The sequence below is a fragment of the Shewanella sp. MTB7 genome (assembly GCF_027571385.1).
GTDB lineage: Bacteria > Pseudomonadota > Gammaproteobacteria > Enterobacterales > Shewanellaceae > Shewanella.
On sequence record NZ_CP085636.1, the window covers coordinates 367,653 to 390,558 of the forward strand.

Consider the following 22,906-nt stretch of genomic DNA (forward strand, 5'->3'; position numbering starts at 1 on the left):
TTTCGTCCGTGATGTAGTCATCTCTCTTTGTGACTATGACTTTGTTATAATATCAGTATCGTTTTTGAAAAGCGGAAATAATTATAGAGTAAGCTACGTCAAAATTGCGTCAAAATAATTGCACTATAAATTAAATTTTACGTTTCTGTTGTGTGGTTAGAAAATCTCCATTAAGAACGTTTATCCGTTACCGCTATTTGAGTAAAGTTACTGCTACTGGTTTATCAGTTTGTAGTTTGGTCGCTTGTGACCTTGAATAGTTTTGATTGGTTTCGGAATGATGGGACAGATGAATAGCAGTGCATGGTTAATAGATGAAAGTAAGTCTGATCTAAATCCTTTAGCTGAAGATCTCCTCAATAATATAAAATCTCCAATTGCTGAACTGGGTTTCGGTGGATTTTGGTTTCAAGGAATAGCCAATAGCGCTTATCAAGACTATTTAGGTAACAACCGTAAAAGTTTGCTGACACGTAAAGTGTTAAGAAGCAGTGGCGGCGTACTTGCTTCCTCACCGAAAGTTAAACTGTTGCATCAACAATACGTGACGCGTGTCGCGTCTACGGATATTAACTTTGGTGCGGCCTTGAAGCTTGATTCTCCCTATTGCTATGTTCTCTCCCAAGATGGTCAGCCGACTAAAGTTCAAAAACTGTTTAATAGCCATGGTATCAATACAGTCCTTAGTTGGCCGTTGAAGCATTTTGCATCGGATACTTGGAGCGGTCGATTTACACTATTGTCAAAATACTCATATGAAGAGTTAAGACTTGCAGAATTAGAGCAGACATTAAAACAAACTCAACTGACACTATTTGAACATTTTCATAATGAAATAAATCCTTATCGGCAATACAATTTGTTTAATAAAACGGCAATAAAGGCATTAAAAATGGCTGCTACCGGGTTACACAACCACGAGATCTCTGTGCAACTGGATATTACAGTTCGTGGTGTGGAATACCACCTTGAGTCTTTGAGAAATAAGTTGTCTGCCAGCAATAGGGCCAATTTAGTTCATATTGCCCATCAATTGGAAATTATATAGATCATGTTGGTTCTCCTTGTCGAAGATAATCGACTTTTAGCTAAAAATATCATTCAGTATCTGGAGTTAAATGAGATTGAATGTGACTACGCAGAGACTCTTGAAAGGGCTGAAGAGAGCATATTTAACAATAAATTTGATGCGATAATATTGGATCTTAATCTGCCCGATGGTGATGGGATCACTGCATGTAAGAGATGGAAAGAGCAATGTGTTATGGCTCCAATAATCATGCTAACAGCACGGAGCAATTTACAAGACAGGCTTTCAGGTTTCGAGGCTGGAGCCGATGATTATCTCGTTAAACCTTTTGCGATGGCAGAGTTAGTGGCACGCCTTAGGGTAGTGTCTCAACGACGTCCATCGCCAAAACGGCTCACTATTGGTGATCTCGAATTTGATTTTGGTGCACATCTAGTTTATCGCCAAGGCCAGCAACTTATTTTGTCGCGCACGGGATGGCAGATCCTCTCATTTCTAGCTCGGAGGAGTCCTGAAACCGTTGAACGGGAGGAGATCGAGCGCTTGTTGTGGCCAGATAGTCTACCCGATAGTGATAGTTTGAGAAGTCATATGCACCTGCTTAGAAGAGTGGTTGACAAGCCATTCGAACAAAAACTTATTCATACTATTCGTGGTGTTGGCTTGTGTTTAAGGGTAGAAAATGCAGAAGCCTAAGCTGAGTTTGAAGCGTGTATATCAAGTTTACGGCTTATGTTTTTTAGCGATCACCCTGCTTATAAACTTTCTTATTCCCCTGTGCATGATGTGTACTGGAATGTTCAGTATGCATGAAATCACCATGAGAAACGCTGGTCAGGTGGCAGAAACTTATGCCTGTGCTAGCCAAGGTGCCATTGAAACTGAAAATATCACGGTCTACACCAGTTGGGATTTAGTGCCAGATCAGGTAAAGGCGATCAGTGGTGGCTTGCCTCCAGAGCAGGCACTTGATGTTGAGCATCAGCACTCAGACGGAAAGTTTATCGATGGGCTGATGCTTTACTCTACCAAAGAGGGCAAAGCCTATTATGTCTGGCTGCATTATAACGCTACCCATGAGTTAGAATTTGCTCCCAAGAACATGGCAGCTATTCTCCTGTTAGTTATCATGACATTTTCGGTAAATACTATTCTCGCCTGGTACCTGCAGCGTCGGGTGATCTTGCCGGTTCATCAGATTAGCGATGCAATCAAACAACACGACTGGCAAGGTATGCAGCAACTTAAATTTCCAAAGCAATGCTACGCCGAACTCCAATCCATTGTGGATGCGCTGGACAGCTCCATTAAGCAGCTGAAAGAAGCACAGCAGCGAGAGCTCTCTTTTCTGCGATTCGCAAGTCATGAACTAAGAACTCCTATTGCCATATGTCAGTCATCATTTGAAATTTTATCTCTGCAACAAGGCGAGCTCACAGGCCCAACCTTACATGCTAGCCAGGCGACAACCCAGATGAAATCAATCACAGAGACCCTACTTTGGTTAATGAGCTCAGACTGTAGCCCTATGAATAGCTGTGATGTGAAACTGTCACGATTACTTACTGAGATTGTTGATGATCAAAAATATGCTCAAGGGAGTGATGTCAAGGTTGATTTAATATGTGATGAAACAGAGATTCACGTGCTCAAGGAGCCCTTAACGATAGTGTTGAATAATTTGATCCGTAATAGCTTAGAGCATGGTGCTAAGGGGATAAAAATTGAGCAGATAGGTAACAGGATCGATATTGTTAACCCTTTGTCGAAATATAATACTAGCGGTTTTGGACTTGGATTGATGTTAGTTGAGAGATTAACCAAACAACTTAATTGGAGCTATTCGACATCCAATGGTGATAATTACTTCAGGGCTAGATTAATTATACATTCTAATCAATAAATATATTGCAGTGCTTTTGTGAAGCAGGATTAATTATTTATTAATAGATAGTGGCTAGGTCACATTATTTTCCTTGTGTATGGTGCATGTACTTATCTATTAGCCATTGTTCATTCGTTGTAATTTATTTTGTTTGTTTTTTAAATTACTGCTCATTTCCACACTGTTTTTAAACCATGAAATATTATAGTGAGCGATATCACTTCATAATATTTGTTATACGTTAATCTATGCTCAATTTTTAAATTGAAATTCTCATCATAGTTCTAAAATAAATTTTATACGGGCCAGTGTGACATCACACCGTAATATACAAAGGAATAAAAATGATTGTTAAACATAAGTTGAAACTAAGCTCTTTGGTTATTGCATTAAGCTGTGGTGTCGCTCCGATGGTGACATTCGGTGTTATGGCTGAGACTATCAGCCTAACAGGTACAGATCTAACTATTGAGCAACTGCTTAAAGTTCAAAGTGGTGAAGCGAACGTTACAGTAAGTCAAAAAGGTAAGCAGAACATTCAGGACAGTTTTGATCTGTTGATGGATTCTGCTCGTCAAGGAACACCTGTTTACGGTCTAACTGTTGGCGTTGGTAAGAACAAAGATACCGAGGTTTTCGGTAAAGATGGCAAGATGTCTGATGAAGCTGTAAAGCTATCTGAAGACTTCAACCGTGACATGCTATTCACTCACGCCGCAGCATCTGGCGAGCCAATCGATCAATCAGTAGTGCGTATGGCGATGACTATTCGCCTAAACCAAATTGCTACTGGTCATGTTGGTGTTCAGTCTGACGTTGCTCGTTTGTACGAACAGTTCGTCAACAAGAACATCATCCCTGTCGTTCCTTCAAATGGTTCAGTGGGCCTTTCAGATATCCTATTAGCATCGCACATAGGTGCAGCTATGATGGGCGAGCATGAAGTGTTCTATAAAGGCGAACGCATGCCAGCTGCTAAGGCGCTAAAAGCTGCGGGTATTAAGCCGCTAATACCATTTGGTAAAGATGGCTTATCTATCCTTTCTAACAACGCTATATCAACAGCGCAGTTAGTACATGCTATGGGTCAAGCGGAGCAGTTGCTTGAGTTCTCTCCTAAGCTTATTGCTGCGGGTCTCGAATCTATCAATGGTAATATCAGCCCAATTCTTCCCCATACGCTAGACGCTCGTCCTATGCCACATGTACAGGAAGTGGGTAACGACATCCTTAACAACCTTGAAGGTGGTTACCTATTCCAACGTGACGAAAATCGTCCTCTACAAGACAGTCTGTCATTTCGTGGCGCCCATTGGCCTGTAGCTAATGCTATCAGCCAGTACAACAACCTTGAAGAGTTGGTACACATTCAGATCAATAGCTCTGACGATAACCCAACGGTATACCTGAATGCTAAGCACTCACGTTTCAACAAGTATCCACAAGTTGAACAGTACTTCACTGATGGCAAGGTATCTGGTGCGATTAACTCGTCTGCTAACTTTGACACTATTCAGTTAGCAACGACGACTGAAGCGTTCAGCATCGCGATGGCTCAGTTAGGTAAATACTCATCAAATCGTCAAATTAAGATGATCGATCCATACTTCACCGGTCTACCACGTTCGCTTGTGAATCCAGATGATACCAATGGCCAGAGTTTCTATACGCTGCAAAATGGTTTCACTGCACTATTTGTTAATATCGCCCACGCGTCTAATCCAGTCTCTTTCTATGGACAGGCTAACCAAGGCGGTATCGAAGATAACTTCAGTAACTTCCATCAGGCTTCTAAGAACTTGACCACTGTTGTTGATGGTGTTTCTTACATCTACGCATTCGAGTTAATGACTTATGGTCAAGCATTAGATCTGCAGAAGAAAGTTTATAATCGAGATCTTTCTGATGCTAACAAGGCGCTATTAAAAGGTTTACGTGAAACTGTAGAGTTCTATGCTGATGATACCCGTACTTTCACAGTCGACATTGAAGCATCACAAAAATTCTTAATGAAATACTAAGAATAAATAATATAAAAGTTAAGTAAGTTATTATTTAGCTTCTAATAAAGGGCATCGAACTTATGCTTCGATGCCTTTTCGTATTAATAATTATAGTTGTAAATATAATTTACCGTTCGATTAAACACTCGTTATTCTTATAAGAGATCTTTATGAAACTTATGTTAAAAAAGTCAGTGCTAGGTGTAGCAGTTGCGCTACCAATAGTATTAGTTGGTTGTGCAGTAACAAGTGAAATTATTAAATCACAAGGTACGGCTAAAGGTCGGCATGGTGATATCACTGTAGAGACGACTTTCGAAAATGGTAAAGTAACAGCAATTGATATCGTAAAACAAAAAGAGAATAAAGTGTTATCGGCTGCGGTTTATAAAGACGTTAGGCAAGCAATTATAGATAACAACAGTGTTAACGTCGATGGTATCTCTGGTGCAACAGCAACATCTAATGGCTTAAAAAATGCGGTTGCTAAGTCTGCAGAACTAGCAGGTATTACGCTTGTGGCGACTGCTGTCATCAATGGCGAAAAACTAGTTGCACAACCATCTGAATATACTTATGACGTTGTTGTTATCGGTGCGGGTGGCGCGGGATTCTCTGCTGGTGTTGAAGCGGTTGAAGCAGGCGTTTCTGCCGTTATCATCGAGAAGCAACCTATCATAGGTGGTAACTCTTTGATCTCAGGCGGGGAAATGAACGTTGCAGGTAGCTGGGTTCAAAAAAACATGGGTATCACAGACAGCAAGGCGCTGTTTATCGAAGATACGCTAAAGGGTGGCGATTACAAAGGTGACCCGGAAATGGTACGCGTAATGGCTGACAATGCGGTTGCAGCAGCCGAATGGTTGCGTGACGACATCAAAGTTGATTTTTACATAGATCAGATCTTCCAGTTTGGCGGTCATTCAGTTAAACGTGCTGTTATCCCTAAGGGGCACACAGGCGCAGAAGTGCTAAGCAAGTTTGCAATTAAGGCTGAAGAGATTGGTTTGCCTGTTCACACGAACACCACCGCAATTAACCTTATCCAAGATGAAGCGGGTCGAGTTGTCGGTGTGAAGGCGATGAAGAATGGCAAGGTTATCACTTACTACGCTAAGAAAGCGGTGGTAATGGCTGCTGGTGGCTTTGGTGCTAACATCGAAATGCGTAAGAAGTTCAATCCAGAATACGATGAGCGTTATGGCACGACTAACCATGCTGGAGCGACTGGTGACGGTATCGTGATGTCTGCAGCTGTTAACGCTAAAACTGCTAACCTAGGCGAGATCCAAGCATACCCAATCTGTAACGCTGAAACAGGTGCTATCGCCTTGATCGCCGATGCGCGTTTCTTTGGTGCTATCTTAGTTAACCAAGAGGGTAAGCGCTTTGTTGAAGAGCTTGATCGCCGCGATGTCATATCTAACGCTATCCTGAATCAAACAGGCAAGTACACTTATGTGATATGGAATCAAAAGATTGATGATCTTGCTAAGACTATCGACATGCATCCGGGCGAGTTTAACGATCTGAACTCTCGTGGTTTAATGTTTGAAGTTGACAGCATCGAAGAAGCCGCTGCGAAATTCAATATTCCTTTAGAAGCACTGCAAAACACGATCAGGGATGTTAACAAATATGCAGCGACAGGTAAGGACTTAGCATTCAACAACCGTGTAGGCCTAGTCGATATGTCTGAAGGCAAGTATTGGATCTTAAAAGCTACCCCATCTGTACATCACACTATGGGTGGTATCGCGACCACAACTAAAGCCGAAGTGTTAGACAACAATGGCGGCATCATCAAAGGTTTATACGCTGCGGGTGAAGTTACAGGTCTAACTCATGGCTCTAACCGTCTAGGTGGCAACGCCTATACTGATATTATCGTATTTGGTCGTATCGCCGGACAACAAGCCGCTGCCCAATAATCGAAGATATAAAAAGTTGGCCGATCACTGAGTTGATCGGCTTTTTTTATCAAAAAAATGGGTAAATCCTACCATCTGAGTTAGGTAGGGGTGAAGGCTTAATACCTCAACTTAAACTTGTTCAAAATCTGGCCGTGGTAATCTATCGAGTGTGCCATAGAGATAGATCACCAACACAGAGAGTGCAGCGCAAGTCATAAATAACCAGAAGCCACCAAAATGATCCAGCATGATACCTCCTCCCAGTGGAGCAAATGCAAAGCCAAACTCATAGAAGGAAGCTGCGCCAAAATAGGCGCCACGCAGATGTTGTGGTGCTAGCCTATCGATATGCACGTTCATGGTGGGGAAGGTAATGGTCTCTGCGAGACTGATCACGATCACCGCCCCTATCCAACCCCAAAATAGATCGATGGGGTTCACCGCGAACCACACCAGCGAGATCATCAGCAACACTAACCCAAACTGAATTCTTGCTGTGATGCTAAAGTCTGACATGAGCTTTAATAATAAAAACTGGGTTGAGATAATCACCATGGCATTAGTAAATATCATCGCTGAGATCAGCTCCAGCAGATGAGGGGCATCAGCGCGAGTTAGGTATTGGATTAGTGAACTGTCCATCTGTGCATAGATAAACATGCAGATAATATTGGCGAATATCAGACACTGAAACAGCTTGTCCTGCCACAACACTGCGATGATCTGTCTGCGTGTCGCCGGTTGTTGTGCGCTATCAGCTGGCTTGTCTGTTTGCTTGCCTATTGTTTGATTATCAGTGGATGACTTGAGCGCTGCTTGGTCTCTAAATCCCCAAAACAGCAAGCCTAACAATATGGCAAAGGCACCTGCAGTTATGTAAAAACTCGACTGCTCACCAGTAAGCCCTAGCCACACCCCAGCCAGTGGACCGATGGCACAGCCCATATTGACGATAAAATAGAGTGATTGCATCGCCAGTTCACGGGTTTGTGGATCGGCAATAATGTCGCCGATAGCCGCCGATGTCAGTGGTCGCCAAAGTGAGGTTGCAATGGAGCATAGGGTCATCACTATGACATAGGAGGTAACGGTATCGGCCTCTGCTAGCAGTGAGAATGAGATGATATAGAGTACACCGGTTAAATACATTAACCGGTGACGACCAATGCGATCGGATAACGCGCTACCAATAAAACTGGTGAATACCGAGATCATGGCAGCACCGGACAAGATTAATCCGACTTCCGTTGCTGATAAGGCAAATCTTTCATATAAAATGACCGCTAAAAAAGGCCACACCATGTAATAACTACCACGAGTGATAAATGAGCCGAACAGGAAGATCCACATTAAGCGGGGGAACTGTTTAAATCGTTTTATTGAAACGTCACTCTGCACAAATCATCCTTAACACGTCACGGTTTAACTGAAAGTCGCTAGCTTTCAATCAAGGTATTAGCTTGATACTTTTGGTTAATCGTTTAAAAAAATCTCATAGCGGTCGACATCGAAGCCCATATCTTGATATTGGCTTTGAAAACGCATGCCTAGCTTTTGCAGCACATTGGCAGAAGCTGTGTTTTCATGGACAACATCGCCTAATATATGGTCTAAGTCCATATTTTTATTGGCGTATTCGATGCAGGCTAAATTGGCCTCGGTGGCGTAACCTCTGCCCCAATAGTCAGGGTGTAATCGGTAACCTATGTCGACAGCCTCGATGCGAGTCTCCTGTTTGAAACCGCAAAACCCTATGGTAGTGCCAGTCTCTTTAAGCACGATTACCCAGCGAGCAAACCCATGTTGTTGGTACTCTTTTAGCCAGATCTCGGTGATGATATTTTCGGCGTCACTCAGGCTTGCACACATGCCGGCATCTCCGGTAAAGCGGTTCACCTCCTCAGGCGTATTGAAGTGCAGTACCGCCTGCGCATCACCGAGATTAAACTCGCGAATGATAAGGCGCTCTGTTTCGGTGATAAGTTTCATCGTGTTTCCTTAGTGGCAGATTTGAGTTGCCACTCTATCTGGAAATCTAAAAACAAAACAGATACAGTTTGTTTAAATAAAACCCAATACAGATAGGCAATGTTTATTCGTTGTCTAGGGAGAGTGAAGGTCATGGGGTTTAAGTACCAACAAATTGTCGATGAGGTGACCGCCGCGATTAAAGCGGGTCTGCTGACGGGTAAGCTGGATTCGGTGAGGCAATATGCCCGAGATCACCGAGTCGGGGTGTCGACTGTCACTCAAGCCTATTTGGCGTTGGAGCGACAGGACTGGATCTACGCCAAGCCCAAGCGCGGTTATTTTGTCGATCATCGGATGCAAAGTTCAGGTGAGCACACGCCTAATTACGGTCAAACTATTAATCGGGTTAAGGCCGGGCAATCGCTGGCTAAGGCGGTGCAGTTTTCATTTAACGATCCCGATATTTTGCCCCTCTCCTGCACGGCGCCAAGCTCGGTGATTGATCATGAGGCACTGCTCAATCGTTTGCATAGGCAAGTGGTCGCTCAGCGTCCCTATAAGCTGTTGATGGATACCTCTATCGAGGGGCTAGATGGGCTGCGTTATGAGATCTGTCGCCATCTTTCTAGCTCTGGGCAGGTCTTGACTCCAGATAACGTGTTAATCACTAACGGTAGACAGGATGGGCTATTACAGGCATTGATGGCGGCGAAAGCGATTGGTAAGACCGTGGCGGTAGAGTCTCCGGTGTCATTTTATTTTCAGGCGATATTGACCCAATTAAATATCGACGTCATTGAAGTGCCACAGCAGATAGATTATCGAGATGAGCTGGCTTTACTGTCGAAGGCCTATCAAGTTCAACCTTTTACAAGCTTGTTAGTGAACCCTAGCTTCTCCGATCCGACAGGCAGAGTGCTATCGGACGGCGATAAACTTGCGCTTATCGATTGGGCCGTATCCCATAAGGTGTCGCTTATCGAATACGATCGCTCTGAGCTCTATTTTGGCCGGCAACGGCCTAGCTGCTTAGTCGCGCTAGTCCCCCAAGGATCGCCATGTAAGGTGATCTCGATAGGCGACTTCTATGACACCTTATCGCCAACGATTAGCCTAGGTTATCTTATCTGCTGCAATACCTTCGGTGAGTGTCAATTTACGAAGCAAACGGCGGGAGAGGAGCCCAGTATTGCACTGCAGTTGATGGTGCATAAGTTAATGGAAACTGGCCAATACCATAAGCTCATGTCTAAATTAAGAGAGCAGCTGATGGGAAATTACATCGCCGCGCAGTCGATTTTGACTCAATACCTCCCACAAGCATTAGCCAAAGGCCTCTACATCAGCCAACCCGAAGGCGGCCCTTGCATCTGGTTCAAATTGCCTAATCAACTATCCAGTGAAGCCCTGTGGCAACTCGTAATTGCCGACAATTTATCGATAGCGCCAGGACAGATGTTTACCTTTAGCCATCAAGCTGATGTTCAAAAGGGCGATAAAAAAGCGGCAGCGTATCAAGATTGTTTCCGCATCACCTTCGGTCTACCTTGGACAGATAAAATGCAAGCCGGCATCAAGCGACTCGCCCAAATCATCGAGTCATATGTCATTGAGTCTTCGACTAGCTTACTCAAGAATGATAAAGGGAATTAGCTTTTGCTTTCTCCGTGTATTAAATGATTGGTATAACTGGAGGTTTGAAAGCGCCGATCCTCAAGCCCAGCTTAGTGTCCATCAATTGTGGTTGTTCTATAGGCCGTTAACATTTTGCTATTATGTTATCAAGCAAGAAAGCATTAGTTGAGGGTAAAAATAGATGCAAACAAATGTAAGATTAATTAAGAAATAAAGCTCAAACTAGGTAAAACTTGGCTTTAAGCGCTAGCGTTAATCCATAACATTCACTAGGGTAGCGACTTCTTAATTATCTGATTAAATATAAATGACTGTAAAAATAATTTTGGCTTGCATCCTCGTAAGTTCAATGTTGCTGGGCGCGACTACTGCTCAAGCGGATCAATTCACTTTAGGTCGCACTATAGTACTTAAAGGTAGTAACGAGGCCGTGATACCTGTTCCCCTTTGCCGTAAGGCTAAATCGATCCGTGTTAAGGCCGAAAGAGGCATGAACCTGAAGCGCGTGAAAGTAAATTTTCAAAATGGTGAGAGCCGTACTTTTCACTTTAATCGTGGTCTAGCTGAAAATCAGAAGACCGACTGGCGAAAATTCGCTTATTCACGCTGTGTCACTAGTCTGGAAGTATTTGGTAAGCCTTACGGTTCAAAAGCTGGCGTTCGAGTTTACGGTCGTAAGTAATCGTTGCCGAAGTGCTTAATCATTGGAAGCCAATATTCGCAAGAATATTGGCTTTGTTGTTTTCTCGCTGTTCCTTTTATCTGTGACCCTTAGTGTTCATCCAGTTTGCCCCCCCCCTATCTCTTGACTATTGTCACATGGCTTTACCATATTCATCTGAATGCTTTAGACAAAAGGCTGAATAAAGTTCTCACCACAGAGCGCTACACAGAGTTCACGGAGAAAAGCTGGAGAGACTCTTACTGGGAAAGAGTTAGTGGGGTAAAGATGTGGCAGATCTATCTCCAAGTGTAAACCTACAGCTCAAATTGTGTTTGTTGCTCGTTGCTGTCGAAGGTTACAGTCGTATTCACACCTAACTCTGGCTATCACATAAGTATCTCTTGGATTTGGCTTACAGTTTATATTTGTCCATGCCATCTGAATTGTTATGTCAAACTCTTGAGTATGTAGCTCAAAGAGGAACACTCCCTTTCAAGCCTGTTCTCTTAACTGATGAGGACTGAAGTGGCATAGTTAATTTGGCCACCTAGTTAGAGGTTGATATCATAGCCTCATTATTATTTAGGTGATCGTATGACTAAGCGCTTAAAACGTAACTTTACTCCCGAATTCAGATTAGAAGCTGCTAACGCTATGGAAGTCGGTAAATCAACAATGGATAAGTGGGTTCGTCAACTCAAAGATGAACGGAATGGCGGAAAACCGAAAGCGACCCCATTGATGCCTGAACTGTTAAAAATAAGGGAGTTAGAACGAAAAATAATTAGGATGGAAAGAGAGAACGACATCCTAAAAAAGGCTACTGCTCTCTTGGTGTCAGACTCTCTCAAAGATTTGTAATTGTTGAGAATATCAAGCAGAGCTATCCAGTTAAAGAGGTGTGTGATGTGCTTGGGATTCATCGAAGTAGTTATCGTTATTGGCATTCAAAATCTAAGCAAGTAAGCTTGAGTGATATTAAACTTCAGAGTGAGGTGAAAATAGCACATAAGGAAAGTGGCGGCTCAGCTGGCGCAAGAACTATTTCAAGCATATTAGCTCAACGAGGAATATTACTAAGCCGCTACAAATCAGATAAGATGATGAGAAAGCTAAATTTAGTAAGTTGTCAGGTAAAGGCTCATCGCTATAAGAAAGCAACAAATGAACACTTGGAAATCCCTAATACATTAAATAGACAATTTGCAGTAACAGAGCCTAACCAAGTCTGGTGTGGCGATGTCACGTACGTCTGGGCAGGAAACCAGTGGCTCTATCTTGCAGTCGTTATTGACTTGTTTTCTCGAAAAGTCATCGGCTGGGCCACCTCTAAATCGCCTGATACAGGGTTAACAGAGAAAGCTCTTTCAATGGAACTTGCTGTTAGGAAACAGCCGAAAGGCGTTATGTATCATTCAGATCAAGGCTGCCATTACACTAGCAAACAATTTAGGCAGCTATTGTGGCGATATCAGATAGAACAAAGCATGAGTCGGCGAGGTAACTGTTGGGATAATGCCCCAATGGAGCGATTTTTTAGAAGTTTTAAAACAGAATGGATGCCAAGGGCGGGTTACCCTTCATTTTATGATGGTAAGAAGGCAATAAGCCATTATATCGTGAGATATTATAATCAAGTCAGGCCACATCAGTATAACGGTGGGCTGACTCCAGTGGAGTCTGAACGGTTATTTCAGAATGATTCCAAGTCCGTGGCCAAAATTAGTTGACCACTTCAATCACAGTGCCCCGTCTTTTTCGTAATTGCTTCTCTCTGTGCTCTCAGTGTTCTCCGTGGTTAATAGCTTTGTTTGTACTTTAGTGAAAAGGCAAAATAAAGTTCTCACCACAAAGCGTTACGCTACACGAAGTTCACGGAGAAAAGCTGAAGGTACTTCTACTGGGGGAGAGTTAGTTGTGTAAAGGTGTGACTGCTCTATCTCCAAGCGTAAACCTACAGCTCAAATTGTGTTTGCTACTTGGTGCGTTCCATGTGCAAATACTTCTATGACACGGCGCAAGTATATCTGACCTCCAGGGTCTTAAGCGTTCCTGACGCTTTAAAGACATTTCCCATATCCCTATGGGTCAGTGGAGGAAATGCAGAAAAATGTCTAGAACATTTTCTGCCCTGTGGGCTCTACGACAGCGTCCTTGCTGTCGAAGGTCATAGCCGTGTTCACACCACCGATTACAAGAGGCGTAGCACGTTTATGGACAAAAACCATTTAGTGCAAAGGATCTGTTGTAGGTACGTACCATTAGGAAATGTATGGTAATAAAATAAAGTTTACACTGACCCCACATATCCTTTTTTGTAAGGGTGACTAAATTGATTTATTGAGCTGGTTTAAATATCAGTGTCTCTATACTTATATTTGATATAACGAGCTTATGAACATCAATTCATCAATTGTGAGTGTTTCTTTTTGGTTAATAATTAAACTTGTAGATAACTCGCAAACTATAAGTTGTTCTACCGTTAAACCACGATTTAGCGATCTTAATAATAATGTTTGAATCATTGGAGCTGGTATTTCAATGTTGACCATCATTGGGTGAATAACTCGCGCATGCTCTTTGCATAATAACTATCCAAAATATTTACATGTTTTGCTAACATATTTGACAATTGAACGTTTGGTGCCCCTTAATACTTAGAGGCTTCAGAATTCAGGGAATATACCAGAGTTCTACTCTGTAGGAACATAATATTACGGTATTCTACATTAGTTTCGAACATTTCTTGGTTTGATAGTTAACCTGAACTCGGGATAATGAGTGTCAGGGTCATCTCAAATATCAACTTCAAATCGACTTATCCCGAGTTCAGGTTACTAATGTCCAATTGCATTCAAATGCTGGATCAAATACATCCGCATTTCAGTCGGAGTTTGACTGACCCAAAACCCACTGATATAAGCGATAAGAGGAATGAGGAACATGATGAGTAACAGCATGATGGTTAATCCTCTAGCGGATAACGTCCAACCATTGCGAGTGCTGAATTGCAGCGCTTCACGTTTTGGGCAAGCAGAGACGCAACGCATGCAGGCTTGGCATTCATCGGAGTGGATAGTTTTCTGGGTGTGAATTGAGATGCTTGCCGGGCAGGCGCGGGTACACTTGTCGCAGCTCATCCCTTTGCTGTCGATTAGGCAATGTTGTGTGCTACGGCGGATCTTAAATGGGCTGAAGAAGCTGAGTAAACCGAGCAGGGCACCATAGGGGCAGATATAACGACAGAAGCCCTGACGTCGCCAAGCTGCAAGCCCCAAGATGAAGCCGAAACAGGCTAAGGTGATGATGCCTGGCGTTAAGAAGAACAGCGCCATTTTGAGGTCGGCTATCTTGTGATAGTTGCCCGCTAAATAGTGTGGGATCGACTCAACTGGCATACCGATGATGATGTAGAGTAGGGCGGCTAATAGCAGATACTTTAGCATTCTTAGCGGCCAATCTAACCAGGCTGGTGGCATAAACTCCGATTTGATAACACGTTTGCGCAGTTTGTAGAGGTACTCGCCTGCGATTCCCAGTGGGCAAGCCCAGCCACAAAATGCTCGTTTGCACAATAAACCTGTGAGTAGTACTACTGCTAGCATGACAGCTGCAGCTGGATGAGTTTGATCCCATAGACCTAATGTCAGTATTGCCTTGATCTCAATTCCGCCAGCAATAGGCAAGAAGGCATCGCCCACATCGGGTCGCATCAACCAAGGTGTGATCCCAGCGTTGAGCATAAAAGCATTGGCGGCGAACTGTACACCAACCAGTAACATCGACAGTGCTAATAAGTGCTGCACACCATCTCTCAGTTGGTTGGCTCTTACTTCTCCCTTCGCAAGATCTGGTCGTAGTTTAGTTAAGAGTGTCAGTGATACCGCAGCCATAGCTGTGGTAACCATTAAGGGCCAAGAGAGTGAAATAATCGATGCGCTTATCCCTAGTAAGATGGTGATAATGGCGCCTGATTTTTTGCCACTCCAATAAAGTAGGCTGGCGCTATAGGCTAACGCTAACATAAGCGTTAATGACTCAATGAAACTCATATTTATTTGGCTTTATAATAGTTCGTATTCGTTAGAGGCGAGCATCTTAGCTTAAGTTCTTCAGTCATTCTGGTTTCGTGCGATAGATCTAAATTAAATGCCGTTATGAGGTTATTTACTTTAAGGCGATCACAAAGAGGAGAAGAGATTGGCAATGATATTGAATTTAGCAGAAGGTTGGAGCAGAGATATTCCTAAACACTAATACAGCTATAGTACAAGTTGTAGTGTGGATCAGGCTTAGGAATATAGTTTATATAGTGAGAGCTATTTTGTCCCTTCAATAGCGGCGATAAACTTGGTCGACTCTGCGATAGACTTATTCATCTCTTTAATTAAGCTTGAGATATCAGTTTGAAGACTGGTGAACTCTCCCTTAATGGCGCCAATAGCTTGGGCATTAAGGTTATGTTTTAAATAGAGCATATTGTCTTTCATCGCGGTGAGCACAGGTGCCATCTTGCCCTCTGCACGCTTCATGGTGCGAACTAACTGCTCATAAGAGCGTTTGGTTTCGCGCAACTTAGACTCGCTGCTGCGACGCAGACTGGCTTTGCTGATCTCGCTTATCTCAGTTTGCCATTCATCGAATAGGGCCTCGGCAACATCTTCGACTTTTTCGATACGATTGCTCACATCGTCGGCGGCATCTTGTGAAGATTCATACTCATCTTTGGCCTTGTTATAGGCTGTTTCGAGATCGCCACCATCGTGGTTCAGCAGTGCTTGCATCTCTTCGAGTGCCGAGCTGAACTGCTCTTGGGCTTCCTCTTGTGACTCTTTGGCATCGTTGACTCTGTCGACCATGATGTCACGTTTGTGATAACCGACTTTTTCCATCGCACCATAGTAAGCGCTCTGACAGCCGCTCAACAAAAGAGTAGTAGCGATAATGGCAATTGAGATATGTTTATTCATCAAGTAGGGTGTCCTTGTTTATGCCCGAATGAACCGATTGAAGTGTCAGTTAATCTGCTTTATATCTAGCTGCATCGATAATAGACCAAAGATGAACTAAGCCACCAATTATCGCAGGGAAAATAAGCCACCACATGGCATAGCCCACAATTGTGATAACACAGAATAGCAGTGCGGCTAGAATACGACCTTGTACTAGTTGGCCAAGACCGGGAAAGAAAAAGCTAGCAATTGCGGCAATCACGTTGCCCGCAGATCCTTGTTGTGACATCTATTTATTCCTTACACTTGTATATCTTAGGTTATAAGCTTTATTGTACGAGGATACACATTTAACGCCAATACTCTAATTATTTAATCGAGAGCGCTGTGAAAATAAAGTTCAGTTTGACCCAGTTTCAAACATTAATGCTAAGTATCTGGCACTTCATGATACATCTAAAGCATCGATTAGCGGAAGATCAGATTAATATTCGTGCTGGTCACTTGGCTTACGTGACGCTGTTGTCATTAGTGCCGATGATTGCTGTGACCATGTCTATGTTGTCAGCTTTTCCTGTTTTTAAAGGGATTAGAGGGCAAGTTGAGGGGTTTATTTACGGTAACTTCGTGCCTTCAGCGGGTGAGAGTGTTCAAATTTATATCAATGAGTTTGTTAACAATGCCTCAAAAGGGACCGCGGTGGGTATCGCAGCTTTGATGGTGGTGGCCATTATGTTGATCTCCAGTATCGACAAATCAATCAATAGCATTTGGCGTACCAAAAAGAAGCGCTCTTTGGCAGTGTCGCTCTCTATGTATTGGATGGTATTAACGTTAGGACCCGTATTGATGGGGGCGAGCTTGGTCGCGACTTCTTATGTGGTGTCGTTTAAGGTTTTTAATAGTGGTGAACTTTCAGGATTAGTATCCATGGTGGTTGAACGTCTGCCTCTGTTCTTCTCTGTGGCCACCTTTTTGTTGATCTATATGGTGGTGCCAAATACTAAAGTTAAGTTTTTCCATGCATTAATAGGTGCCATAATGGCGGCGCTTATGTTTGAGTTTGGTAAGAAAGGGTTTGCTTTTTATCTGACAAAATTTCCAACTTATGAAGCTATTTATGGTGCCATGGCGACTATTCCAATTTTGTTTCTATGGGTATATTTATCTTGGATAATCGTCTTATTTGGTGCCGTGATCACCGCGTCTCTGCCTGAATTCTTAGGTAGTGAACAGATGAACAGTAAACAGATAAATAGTGACAGGAAACTTGTACAAAACTTAGACGTCACTGATCTGCCTCATATGAGCTTTTCCATCACTGAGCCACCGCAGGAGTCGACAGAGAAGGCGCCGGATAGATGAGTCGCTGTTCTTCATGGCGGACCCGTGTCGGGAGTGGTTGTGTGGGGAGATGTTCGATAGATGAGTCATGAGCTTCCTGTATTTCTTCGTAGAGATTGGTTAGATGTTGGTGATGGGTACGAGCTTCATTTGGTGCAATATGGTAACCCTGATGGGATCCCGTTGTTATATCTTCATGGCGGACCCGTGTGGGAGTGGTTGTGTGGGGAGGTATTCGATAGATGAGTCATGAGCTTCCTGTATTTCTTCGTAGAGATTGGTTAGATGTTGGTGATGGGCACGAGCTTCATTTGGTGCAATGTGGTAACCCTGATGGGATCCCGTTGTTATATCTTCATGGCGGACCCGTGTGGGAGTGGTTGTGTGGGGAGGTATTCGATAGATGAGTCATGAGCTTCCTGTATTTCTTCGTAGAGATTGGTTAGATGTTGGTGATGGGCATGAGCTTCATTTGGTGCAATATGGTAACCCTGATGGAATCCCGTTGTTATATCTTCATGGCGGACCCGGTGGCGGTTGTGTGGCAGAAGATCTGAAGTTGTTTGATAAGCATAGCTATCGTATTTTGATGTTAGATCAGAGAGGTTCAGGTCGTTCGACCCCTAAAGGAGATCTAAGGCATAACAATCTGCAGGCACTACTCGATGATATCGAAGCGGTGCGAGTTCAACTCAATATCGACAGTTGGTGTGTGGTTGGTGGTTCATATGGCGCCACCTTAGGGTTTATCTACAGTGGTTTATTTCCCCATAGAGTGATGTCACAAGTTTTGTGGGGATTATTCGTGCCTAGTGATGAGGCTGTGACTTGGCTATACGGCGCTAATGGTGCAGCCAACTTATTTCCTCAAGAGTACTTAGCGTTTACTTCCTTACAAGATTTTACTCCCTGTTTAGATACCTTCTTTGTGGGTTATCGAAAGGGGCTAGATGATCCTGACATTGACACCCATAATGCCTATGTTTATCACTGGCTAAGTTGGGAGTTAGCCTTGTCATTACCCAGTACTAAATTGCCTGACATCGGGCTTCATTTTGGGAAAAGCCTAGCTCAAATCGAGTTACACTTTGCTTCCCACCAGTATTTTAATTCATATCAACTTATGTGTGTAAACGCTAATAAAATCACAGCTAAAACGGTTATTTTACAAGGTGAGATGGATTGGGTTTGTCCTGTCATGATAGGAGAGAAATTTCTCTCACAATATGCTACTGAGCAGATCCATTATTCAGTGATTAAAGGTGGGTATCACGGGTTAGCCAATGATAGGATGTTTGAAGAGGTCGTCTTTGCCGTACGAGAAATGGCATGTAATATCAAACACGTAAGATAAAGGAATGTGAATAAAATGAAGAAACTTACTATTGCAGGAATGCTCACCTCTCTTTGTGCTTGTGCTGCGACTGAAAATAGTGAGCAAGAGGCAAGTGTAGGTTTAGCACCTGAGCGAGTGACGTTAGGTGGAGTCACAAATGCTGATGCGACCAAAAAGCTCTATCAAGCCTTGGTAAAAAACAACTACTTAGCTAAAATGTCAGGAACAGATCGCATTGCAGTGTTGTTTGGTGATAATCAATTCTTACTTCAACCAAGTATCAATCCTGATGGTATCGACCGTATCTTGATGAACCGTTTTTATGCGGTACATCCTAAGTTGGTGGGCAGTAAAGATCTGCTCATACTTATTGGTGGTCTCAACCATAAGCTTAATTTTGCTAAGTTTATTTTGCGTGAAAATGGTGCGGTGATCCAGGTACAAGGTGCTGCTACTTTTGTTGATATTATTGAGCTTGAAGAGATCCGCAGATTTATGTTGTGGACAGACGAAGGTTTACGTCAAGTGGGTTACTCTCTACCAAAAGGTGCCGAAGAGATGATTAAGCCGATCCCCATAATGCAAGCAACAGGGCAGTAAGCACATTCTTTGTAACGGATATAAATTCCTGAATTTTCGTAGTCCCCCATTTTTTTGGAGAAAATAGTTAAGTGATAGCCCTAATTCAACGAGTTACTCAAGCTAAAGTCGATGTAAATGGCATTACTATTGGTGCAATTGACAAAGGGTTGCTGGTATTGCTGGGTGTCGAACGGGATGATGATTTAGCCAAGATGGAAAAACTGGCCACTAAGGTGATGAATTACCGTATTTTCAGTGATGAGAATGGCAAAATGAATCTCAATCTTCAGCAGGCTGGCGGCTCGCTGTTAGTAGTTTCTCAGTTTACCTTGGCTGCTGATACTGGCCGTGGATTGAGACCGAGCTTCTCTGGTGCTGGTACTCCTGAGCAGGCAAAGACCTTATATGAAGCATTTATCGCTTTTTGTCAGTCAAAAGGGGTGACTACTGAGACTGGGGAGTTTGCCGCCGACATGCAAGTGAGCCTAGTCAATGATGGGCCAGTGACCTTTAACCTACAGGTGTAATGGGTGACTTCATTGGATAAGGCTACAGGAACGGATAAGCAGATAAAGAGTCTGCTTAAAGAACTGCAACAAACTTGGCATCAAACTATCCCTGTGAGTGAGTTTATGCAGATAACGCCTACTGCTTTTAACAGGACCGAGTTGCAGGTTTCAGCTCCCTTAGCCCCCAATATCAACCTCCACAACACCATGTTTGCCGGCAGTATTTATACGCTAGCAACCCTGACGGGCTGGGGCATGGTTTGGTTGCAACAAATTCTGGCAGAAGTGAAGGGGGGCATAGTGTTAGCCGATGGCCACATCCGTTATTTAGCCCCTATTTCAGCGACACCTATTGCCAAAGTGACTTGGCCCGATGTTGATATTTCAACACTGGGTCGAGGTCGTCGATTGAAGGTTAAGCTTGAAGTTAACCTTTATTGTGACGATAAGCTTTGCGCGACATTTACAGGGTTATATACCCAAACTACCTGAGAATTCCCACTGAATCCTGCATTTCCAAGTAACTTGGGTATATATAAGTAAGCCTGCGAACTAAAACTATTGAGCTTACTCTGATTGAAAATTGGCCAATACGGCTAAGTTGAGCGGGGGGCATCATTTGATGAACCATTAGGTTTATAGTGAAATATGGCTCATAGGTGTCTTTAATAGCACGCTTTCCTGAACACTGTGTTTTGTAAAGTAACCGTTGTTAAATTACCACAACCTCATATAACAAATAATGAAAATCAAAGTCATTTCAAAACAACAGCTAACCTAGTGAGTATATAATTTAGTTAAAGTTTTTAGCGCATAAAATGCTATTTATGGAAACAAGTTACGCACATAATATACCGTTGTTCCCATTGTTGGTCGCTGATAATATCCCCGCACTTTCAGTTTTGAATTAATTCTTATGCCACATCATGATCAAATTTCGCCCGCCAATAAACAAAATCCAGTTCTAGTTCAAGGTGCGATGGATGTAGAAATAGAAGCCCTTGTTGAAGCTCTCGATAACGTGGTAGAGAAAACGTTTGGGTCATGGACTTTTTGGGAAGGCCAAATTAACGGTTACCCTGTTGTGGTGTCTCGTACCGAAATAGGTTTAGCCAATGCTGCAGCAGCAACCACTCTGGGTATTGAGCACTATAAGCCGAAGTTTATTATCAACCAAGGCACTGCAGGTGGTCATGATCCAAAGCTGTTTCGTGGTGATATTGTGATTGGTGAAACCAGTTTCAATATGGGTTCATATAAGACTGAGTACACTGAAAAGGGTAAGGGCATTCACCCGACTACATGGCAGAACTTCGATATGACCATGTATCTGCGCGATAACGGTGAGGTTATTAAGCATAATCATTTCAAAGCCGATCCCGCTTTGGTGCAGCTTGCCATGTCTTTGTCCGGCAGCTACACCAAGGGCCAAGTTGTGACAGGTGTGATTGGTACCGGTGACGAATGGAACCGTGAGCTAGACCGGATTAACTGGTTCCATAATACTTTTAACACCGCCATTGAAGAGATGGAAACTTCTGCCGCTGCAATGGTGGCCGAAGCCTACAAAGTCCCTTTTGTCAGCATTCGGGTACTGTCAAATACTGATCAACATGGGCAGGACTTTGAACCACAAACTGCTATTGATTGTCAGTGCTATGTTTTGAATGTCATTAACGCCTTAATTAAAAATTTGTAATTATTGGCAATTTTAAATTCCCTCGTAAATGTAGATAAAATCAATGCAAACTTTAATCAGTATCATAGGCATTATTGCCTTACTTGCCGTGGCTTTTCTGGCATCGGAAAACCGTAAAGCAATCAATTATAGAACAGTAGGCTTGGCCTTTTTGCTGCAATTAACCTTGGGTGCGTTTGTCATGTACTCATCTGTTGGACAAGCCATTATTCTTAGTATGGCGGGGAGTGTTTCTACTGTCATCGGCTACAGTAACGACGGCATGTCGTTTATGTTCGGTGGCCTAGTCAGCGACAAAATGTATGAATTATTCGGGGCGGGTGGATTTGTTATTGCGCTGCGAGTGCTGCCGATTATTGTATTTTTCTCTGCCTTGTCTGCCGTGCTCTACTACCTAGGAGTGATGCAATGGATGATTAAATGGGTGGGCGGAGCACTTCAAAAACTACTAAAGACCAGTAAAGCAGAATCCATGTCTGCCAGCGCCAATATATTTTTGGGTATTACCGAAGCGCCATTGCTGATTAAGCCATATATCCCGAATATGACTCGCGCAGAACTGTTTGCGGTGATGTGTGGTGGTTTGGCATCCATTGCCGGGACGATGCTGGTAGGTTATGCGCAGTTGGGTATCAAGATGGAATACCTGTTGGCCGCCTCTTTTATGGCAGCGCCTGGTGGCTTGCTGTTTGCCAAGTTACTCATTCCACAAACTGAGCCTGTATGTGACGACAACCTCGCCATCATCGAAGAAACTAAGCCAAGCAACATTATCGACGCTGCAACAGAAGGAACAATGAGCGGTCTTTATTTGGCGCTGGCTGTCGGTGCTATGCTGTTCTCATTTGTCAGTTTGGTTGCTCTGTTGAACGGTATGATGGGCGGAGTAGGCAGTTGGTTTGGTATTGAGGATCTAAGTCTTCAAATGATTCTAGGCTATATGTTTGCCCCTGTAGCCTGGTTGATGGGTGTTTCCTGGGACGAAGCGATGTTAGCTGGCTCTTTTATTGGTCAGAAGATTGTCATCAACGAGTTCTTTGCTTACATCAATCTGGCACCTTACCTGACTGGTGAGTCCATTGTTGCGGCGACGGGTCTGCCAATGTCTGAGCGTACTCAGGTGATCTTGTCTTTCGCCCTATGTGGTTTTGCCAATTTTGGTACCGTCGCAATTGCGATTGCAGGTATTGGAGGCTTGGTTCCTGAGCGTCGCTCTGAAATCGCTTCTCTGGGTTTTAAAGCCTTGCTTGCCGGTGTACTGTCCAACCTTATGGCGGCAACGATCGCAGGTCTGTTTATGAGTATCGGATAGCAAGCTTACCTAGGTAAATAGCCTCAGAACTGTTAATCCGATCTGAGGTTAGTGCCGATTTCCCCCATATC

Annotated in this window: 21 protein-coding genes and 1 pseudogene; 17 read left to right on the forward strand and 5 right to left on the reverse strand. The window is 43.3% G+C overall.

Annotation, left to right across the window (positions count from 1 at the left end):
* The first annotated feature begins 277 nt into the window (after positions 1-277).
* From HWQ47_RS01615 to HWQ47_RS01635, 5 genes are all read left to right on the forward strand, one after another.
* Positions 278-1,048, forward strand: coding sequence for a helix-turn-helix domain-containing protein (locus HWQ47_RS01615; RefSeq protein WP_269969468.1), 771 nt, complete (start codon positions 278-280; stop codon positions 1,046-1,048).
* A gap of 3 nt (positions 1,049-1,051) precedes the next feature.
* Complete coding sequence (locus HWQ47_RS01620; RefSeq protein ID WP_269969469.1) at positions 1,052-1,726, forward strand: response regulator transcription factor; 675 nt, start codon at positions 1,052-1,054, stop codon at positions 1,724-1,726.
* On the forward strand, positions 1,713-2,933 hold the full coding sequence (locus tag HWQ47_RS01625) for a sensor histidine kinase (RefSeq protein WP_269969470.1): 1,221 nt from the start codon (positions 1,713-1,715) through the stop codon (positions 2,931-2,933). The genes HWQ47_RS01620 and HWQ47_RS01625 overlap by 14 nt, the downstream gene beginning before the upstream one ends.
* A gap of 326 nt (positions 2,934-3,259) precedes the next feature.
* Positions 3,260-4,936 carry an aromatic amino acid ammonia-lyase gene (locus HWQ47_RS01630; protein WP_269969471.1) on the forward strand — a complete coding sequence of 559 codons (1,677 nt, stop codon included), beginning with the start codon at positions 3,260-3,262 and terminating at the stop codon, positions 4,934-4,936.
* 152 nt (positions 4,937-5,088) lie between these two features.
* On the forward strand, positions 5,089-6,849 hold the full coding sequence (locus HWQ47_RS01635) for a flavocytochrome c (protein ID WP_269969472.1): 1,761 nt from the start codon (positions 5,089-5,091) through the stop codon (positions 6,847-6,849).
* A gap of 111 nt (positions 6,850-6,960) precedes the next feature.
* On the opposite strand, the gene HWQ47_RS01640 is transcribed toward HWQ47_RS01635, so the two are convergent.
* Together HWQ47_RS01640 and HWQ47_RS01645 are read right to left on the reverse strand one after the other, a co-directional pair.
* A complete protein-coding gene (locus HWQ47_RS01640; RefSeq protein ID WP_269969473.1) occupies positions 6,961-8,229 on the reverse strand; it encodes an MFS transporter in 1,269 nt (422 codons plus the stop codon).
* Between the two features lie 75 nt (positions 8,230-8,304).
* On the reverse strand, positions 8,305-8,820 hold the full coding sequence (locus tag HWQ47_RS01645) for a GNAT family N-acetyltransferase (RefSeq protein ID WP_269969474.1): 516 nt from the start codon (positions 8,818-8,820) through the stop codon (positions 8,305-8,307).
* 132 nt (positions 8,821-8,952) lie between these two features.
* Between HWQ47_RS01645 and HWQ47_RS01650 the strand changes: the two genes are divergently transcribed.
* The 3 genes from HWQ47_RS01650 to HWQ47_RS01660 all read left to right on the forward strand — a co-directional run bounded on the left by HWQ47_RS01650 (position 8,953) and on the right by HWQ47_RS01660 (position 12,831).
* On the forward strand, positions 8,953-10,455 hold the full coding sequence (locus tag HWQ47_RS01650) for an aminotransferase-like domain-containing protein (protein WP_269969475.1): 1,503 nt from the start codon (positions 8,953-8,955) through the stop codon (positions 10,453-10,455).
* A gap of 289 nt (positions 10,456-10,744) precedes the next feature.
* Positions 10,745-11,119 carry a DUF2541 family protein gene (locus tag HWQ47_RS01655; RefSeq protein WP_269969476.1) on the forward strand — a complete coding sequence of 125 codons (375 nt, stop codon included), beginning with the start codon at positions 10,745-10,747 and terminating at the stop codon, positions 11,117-11,119.
* Between the two features lie 576 nt (positions 11,120-11,695).
* Positions 11,696-12,831 (forward strand): IS3 family transposase gene (locus tag HWQ47_RS01660; protein ID WP_269969477.1). Its coding sequence is split into 2 segments (ribosomal slippage): positions 11,696-11,921 and positions 11,921-12,831, totalling 1,137 coding nucleotides; the frame shifts between segments, so codons are not numbered across the junction.
* 1,107 nt (positions 12,832-13,938) lie between these two features.
* Here the strand turns inward: HWQ47_RS01660 and HWQ47_RS01665 are convergent.
* The 3 genes from HWQ47_RS01665 to HWQ47_RS01675 form a co-directional block, all read right to left on the reverse strand.
* A complete protein-coding gene (locus tag HWQ47_RS01665) occupies positions 13,939-15,153 on the reverse strand; it encodes a 4Fe-4S binding protein (protein ID WP_269969478.1) in 1,215 nt (404 codons plus the stop codon).
* 267 nt (positions 15,154-15,420) lie between these two features.
* Positions 15,421-16,071, reverse strand: coding sequence for a DUF2959 domain-containing protein (locus HWQ47_RS01670; protein WP_269969479.1), 651 nt, complete (start codon positions 16,069-16,071; stop codon positions 15,421-15,423).
* 49 nt (positions 16,072-16,120) lie between these two features.
* Positions 16,121-16,342 (reverse strand): hypothetical protein, encoded by a 222-nt coding sequence (locus tag HWQ47_RS01675; RefSeq protein ID WP_269969480.1) that lies wholly within the window; start codon positions 16,340-16,342, stop codon positions 16,121-16,123.
* Positions 16,343-16,440: 98 nt separating this feature from the next.
* On the opposite strand from HWQ47_RS01675, the gene HWQ47_RS01680 reads away from it, so the two are divergent.
* The 9 genes and pseudogenes from HWQ47_RS01680 (at position 16,441) to HWQ47_RS01720 (ending at position 22,835) form a co-directional block, all read left to right on the forward strand.
* A complete protein-coding gene (locus tag HWQ47_RS01680) occupies positions 16,441-17,418 on the forward strand; it encodes a virulence factor BrkB family protein (protein ID WP_269969481.1) in 978 nt (325 codons plus the stop codon).
* A 60-nt stretch (positions 17,419-17,478) separates the two neighbouring features.
* Positions 17,479-17,604: pseudogene (locus tag HWQ47_RS01685) on the forward strand (alpha/beta fold hydrolase); the annotation flags it as partial.
* A 35-nt stretch (positions 17,605-17,639) separates the two neighbouring features.
* The gene (locus HWQ47_RS01690; RefSeq protein ID WP_442802078.1) at positions 17,640-17,804 is read left to right on the forward strand and encodes a hypothetical protein; all 165 of its coding nucleotides are present in this window, start codon (positions 17,640-17,642) and stop codon (positions 17,802-17,804) included.
* Positions 17,801-18,751, forward strand: a complete 951-nt coding sequence (locus HWQ47_RS01695; protein WP_269969482.1) for an alpha/beta fold hydrolase — start codon at positions 17,801-17,803, stop codon at positions 18,749-18,751. The genes HWQ47_RS01690 and HWQ47_RS01695 overlap by 4 nt, the downstream gene beginning before the upstream one ends.
* Positions 18,752-18,766: 15 nt before the next feature.
* Complete coding sequence (locus HWQ47_RS01700) at positions 18,767-19,333, forward strand: hypothetical protein (RefSeq protein ID WP_269969483.1); 567 nt, start codon at positions 18,767-18,769, stop codon at positions 19,331-19,333.
* Between the two features lie 71 nt (positions 19,334-19,404).
* Positions 19,405-19,842, forward strand: a complete 438-nt coding sequence (gene dtd / locus HWQ47_RS01705) for a D-aminoacyl-tRNA deacylase (RefSeq protein WP_269969484.1) — start codon at positions 19,405-19,407, stop codon at positions 19,840-19,842.
* A gap of 3 nt (positions 19,843-19,845) precedes the next feature.
* The gene (locus HWQ47_RS01710; protein WP_442802077.1) at positions 19,846-20,316 is read left to right on the forward strand and encodes a thioesterase domain-containing protein; all 471 of its coding nucleotides are present in this window, start codon (positions 19,846-19,848) and stop codon (positions 20,314-20,316) included.
* A gap of 424 nt (positions 20,317-20,740) precedes the next feature.
* Positions 20,741-21,523, forward strand: a complete 783-nt coding sequence (locus tag HWQ47_RS01715; protein WP_269969485.1) for a 5'-methylthioadenosine/S-adenosylhomocysteine nucleosidase — start codon at positions 20,741-20,743, stop codon at positions 21,521-21,523.
* Positions 21,524-21,566: 43 nt separating this feature from the next.
* On the forward strand, positions 21,567-22,835 hold the full coding sequence (locus HWQ47_RS01720; RefSeq protein ID WP_269969486.1) for a NupC/NupG family nucleoside CNT transporter: 1,269 nt from the start codon (positions 21,567-21,569) through the stop codon (positions 22,833-22,835).
* The last annotated feature ends 71 nt before the right edge of the window (positions 22,836-22,906 follow it).

Excerpts from the sequence above, each read along its gene's own strand:
- HWQ47_RS01615 (WP_269969468.1), top strand. The coding sequence starts at position 278 with ATGATGGGACAGATGAATAGCAGTGCATGGTTAATAGATGAAAGTAAG.
- HWQ47_RS01620 (WP_269969469.1), top strand. The coding sequence starts at position 1,052 with ATGTTGGTTCTCCTTGTCGAAGATAATCGACTTTTAGCTAAAAATATC.
- HWQ47_RS01625 (WP_269969470.1), top strand. The coding sequence starts at position 1,713 with ATGCAGAAGCCTAAGCTGAGTTTGAAGCGTGTATATCAAGTTTACGGC.
- HWQ47_RS01630 (WP_269969471.1), top strand. The coding sequence starts at position 3,260 with ATGATTGTTAAACATAAGTTGAAACTAAGCTCTTTGGTTATTGCATTA.
- HWQ47_RS01635 (WP_269969472.1), top strand. The coding sequence starts at position 5,089 with ATGAAACTTATGTTAAAAAAGTCAGTGCTAGGTGTAGCAGTTGCGCTA.
- HWQ47_RS01645 (WP_269969474.1), bottom strand. The coding sequence starts at position 8,820 with ATGAAACTTATCACCGAAACAGAGCGCCTTATCATTCGCGAGTTTAAT.
- HWQ47_RS01650 (WP_269969475.1), top strand. The coding sequence starts at position 8,953 with ATGGGGTTTAAGTACCAACAAATTGTCGATGAGGTGACCGCCGCGATT.
- HWQ47_RS01655 (WP_269969476.1), top strand. The coding sequence starts at position 10,745 with ATGACTGTAAAAATAATTTTGGCTTGCATCCTCGTAAGTTCAATGTTG.
- HWQ47_RS01665 (WP_269969478.1), bottom strand. The coding sequence starts at position 15,153 with ATGAGTTTCATTGAGTCATTAACGCTTATGTTAGCGTTAGCCTATAGC.
- HWQ47_RS01670 (WP_269969479.1), bottom strand. The coding sequence starts at position 16,071 with ATGAATAAACATATCTCAATTGCCATTATCGCTACTACTCTTTTGTTG.
- HWQ47_RS01675 (WP_269969480.1), bottom strand. The coding sequence starts at position 16,342 with ATGTCACAACAAGGATCTGCGGGCAACGTGATTGCCGCAATTGCTAGC.
- HWQ47_RS01690 (WP_442802078.1), top strand. The coding sequence starts at position 17,640 with ATGAGTCATGAGCTTCCTGTATTTCTTCGTAGAGATTGGTTAGATGTT.
- HWQ47_RS01695 (WP_269969482.1), top strand. The coding sequence starts at position 17,801 with ATGAGTCATGAGCTTCCTGTATTTCTTCGTAGAGATTGGTTAGATGTT.
- HWQ47_RS01700 (WP_269969483.1), top strand. The coding sequence starts at position 18,767 with ATGAAGAAACTTACTATTGCAGGAATGCTCACCTCTCTTTGTGCTTGT.
- HWQ47_RS01715 (WP_269969485.1), top strand. The coding sequence starts at position 20,741 with ATGCCACATCATGATCAAATTTCGCCCGCCAATAAACAAAATCCAGTT.
- HWQ47_RS01720 (WP_269969486.1), top strand. The coding sequence starts at position 21,567 with ATGCAAACTTTAATCAGTATCATAGGCATTATTGCCTTACTTGCCGTG.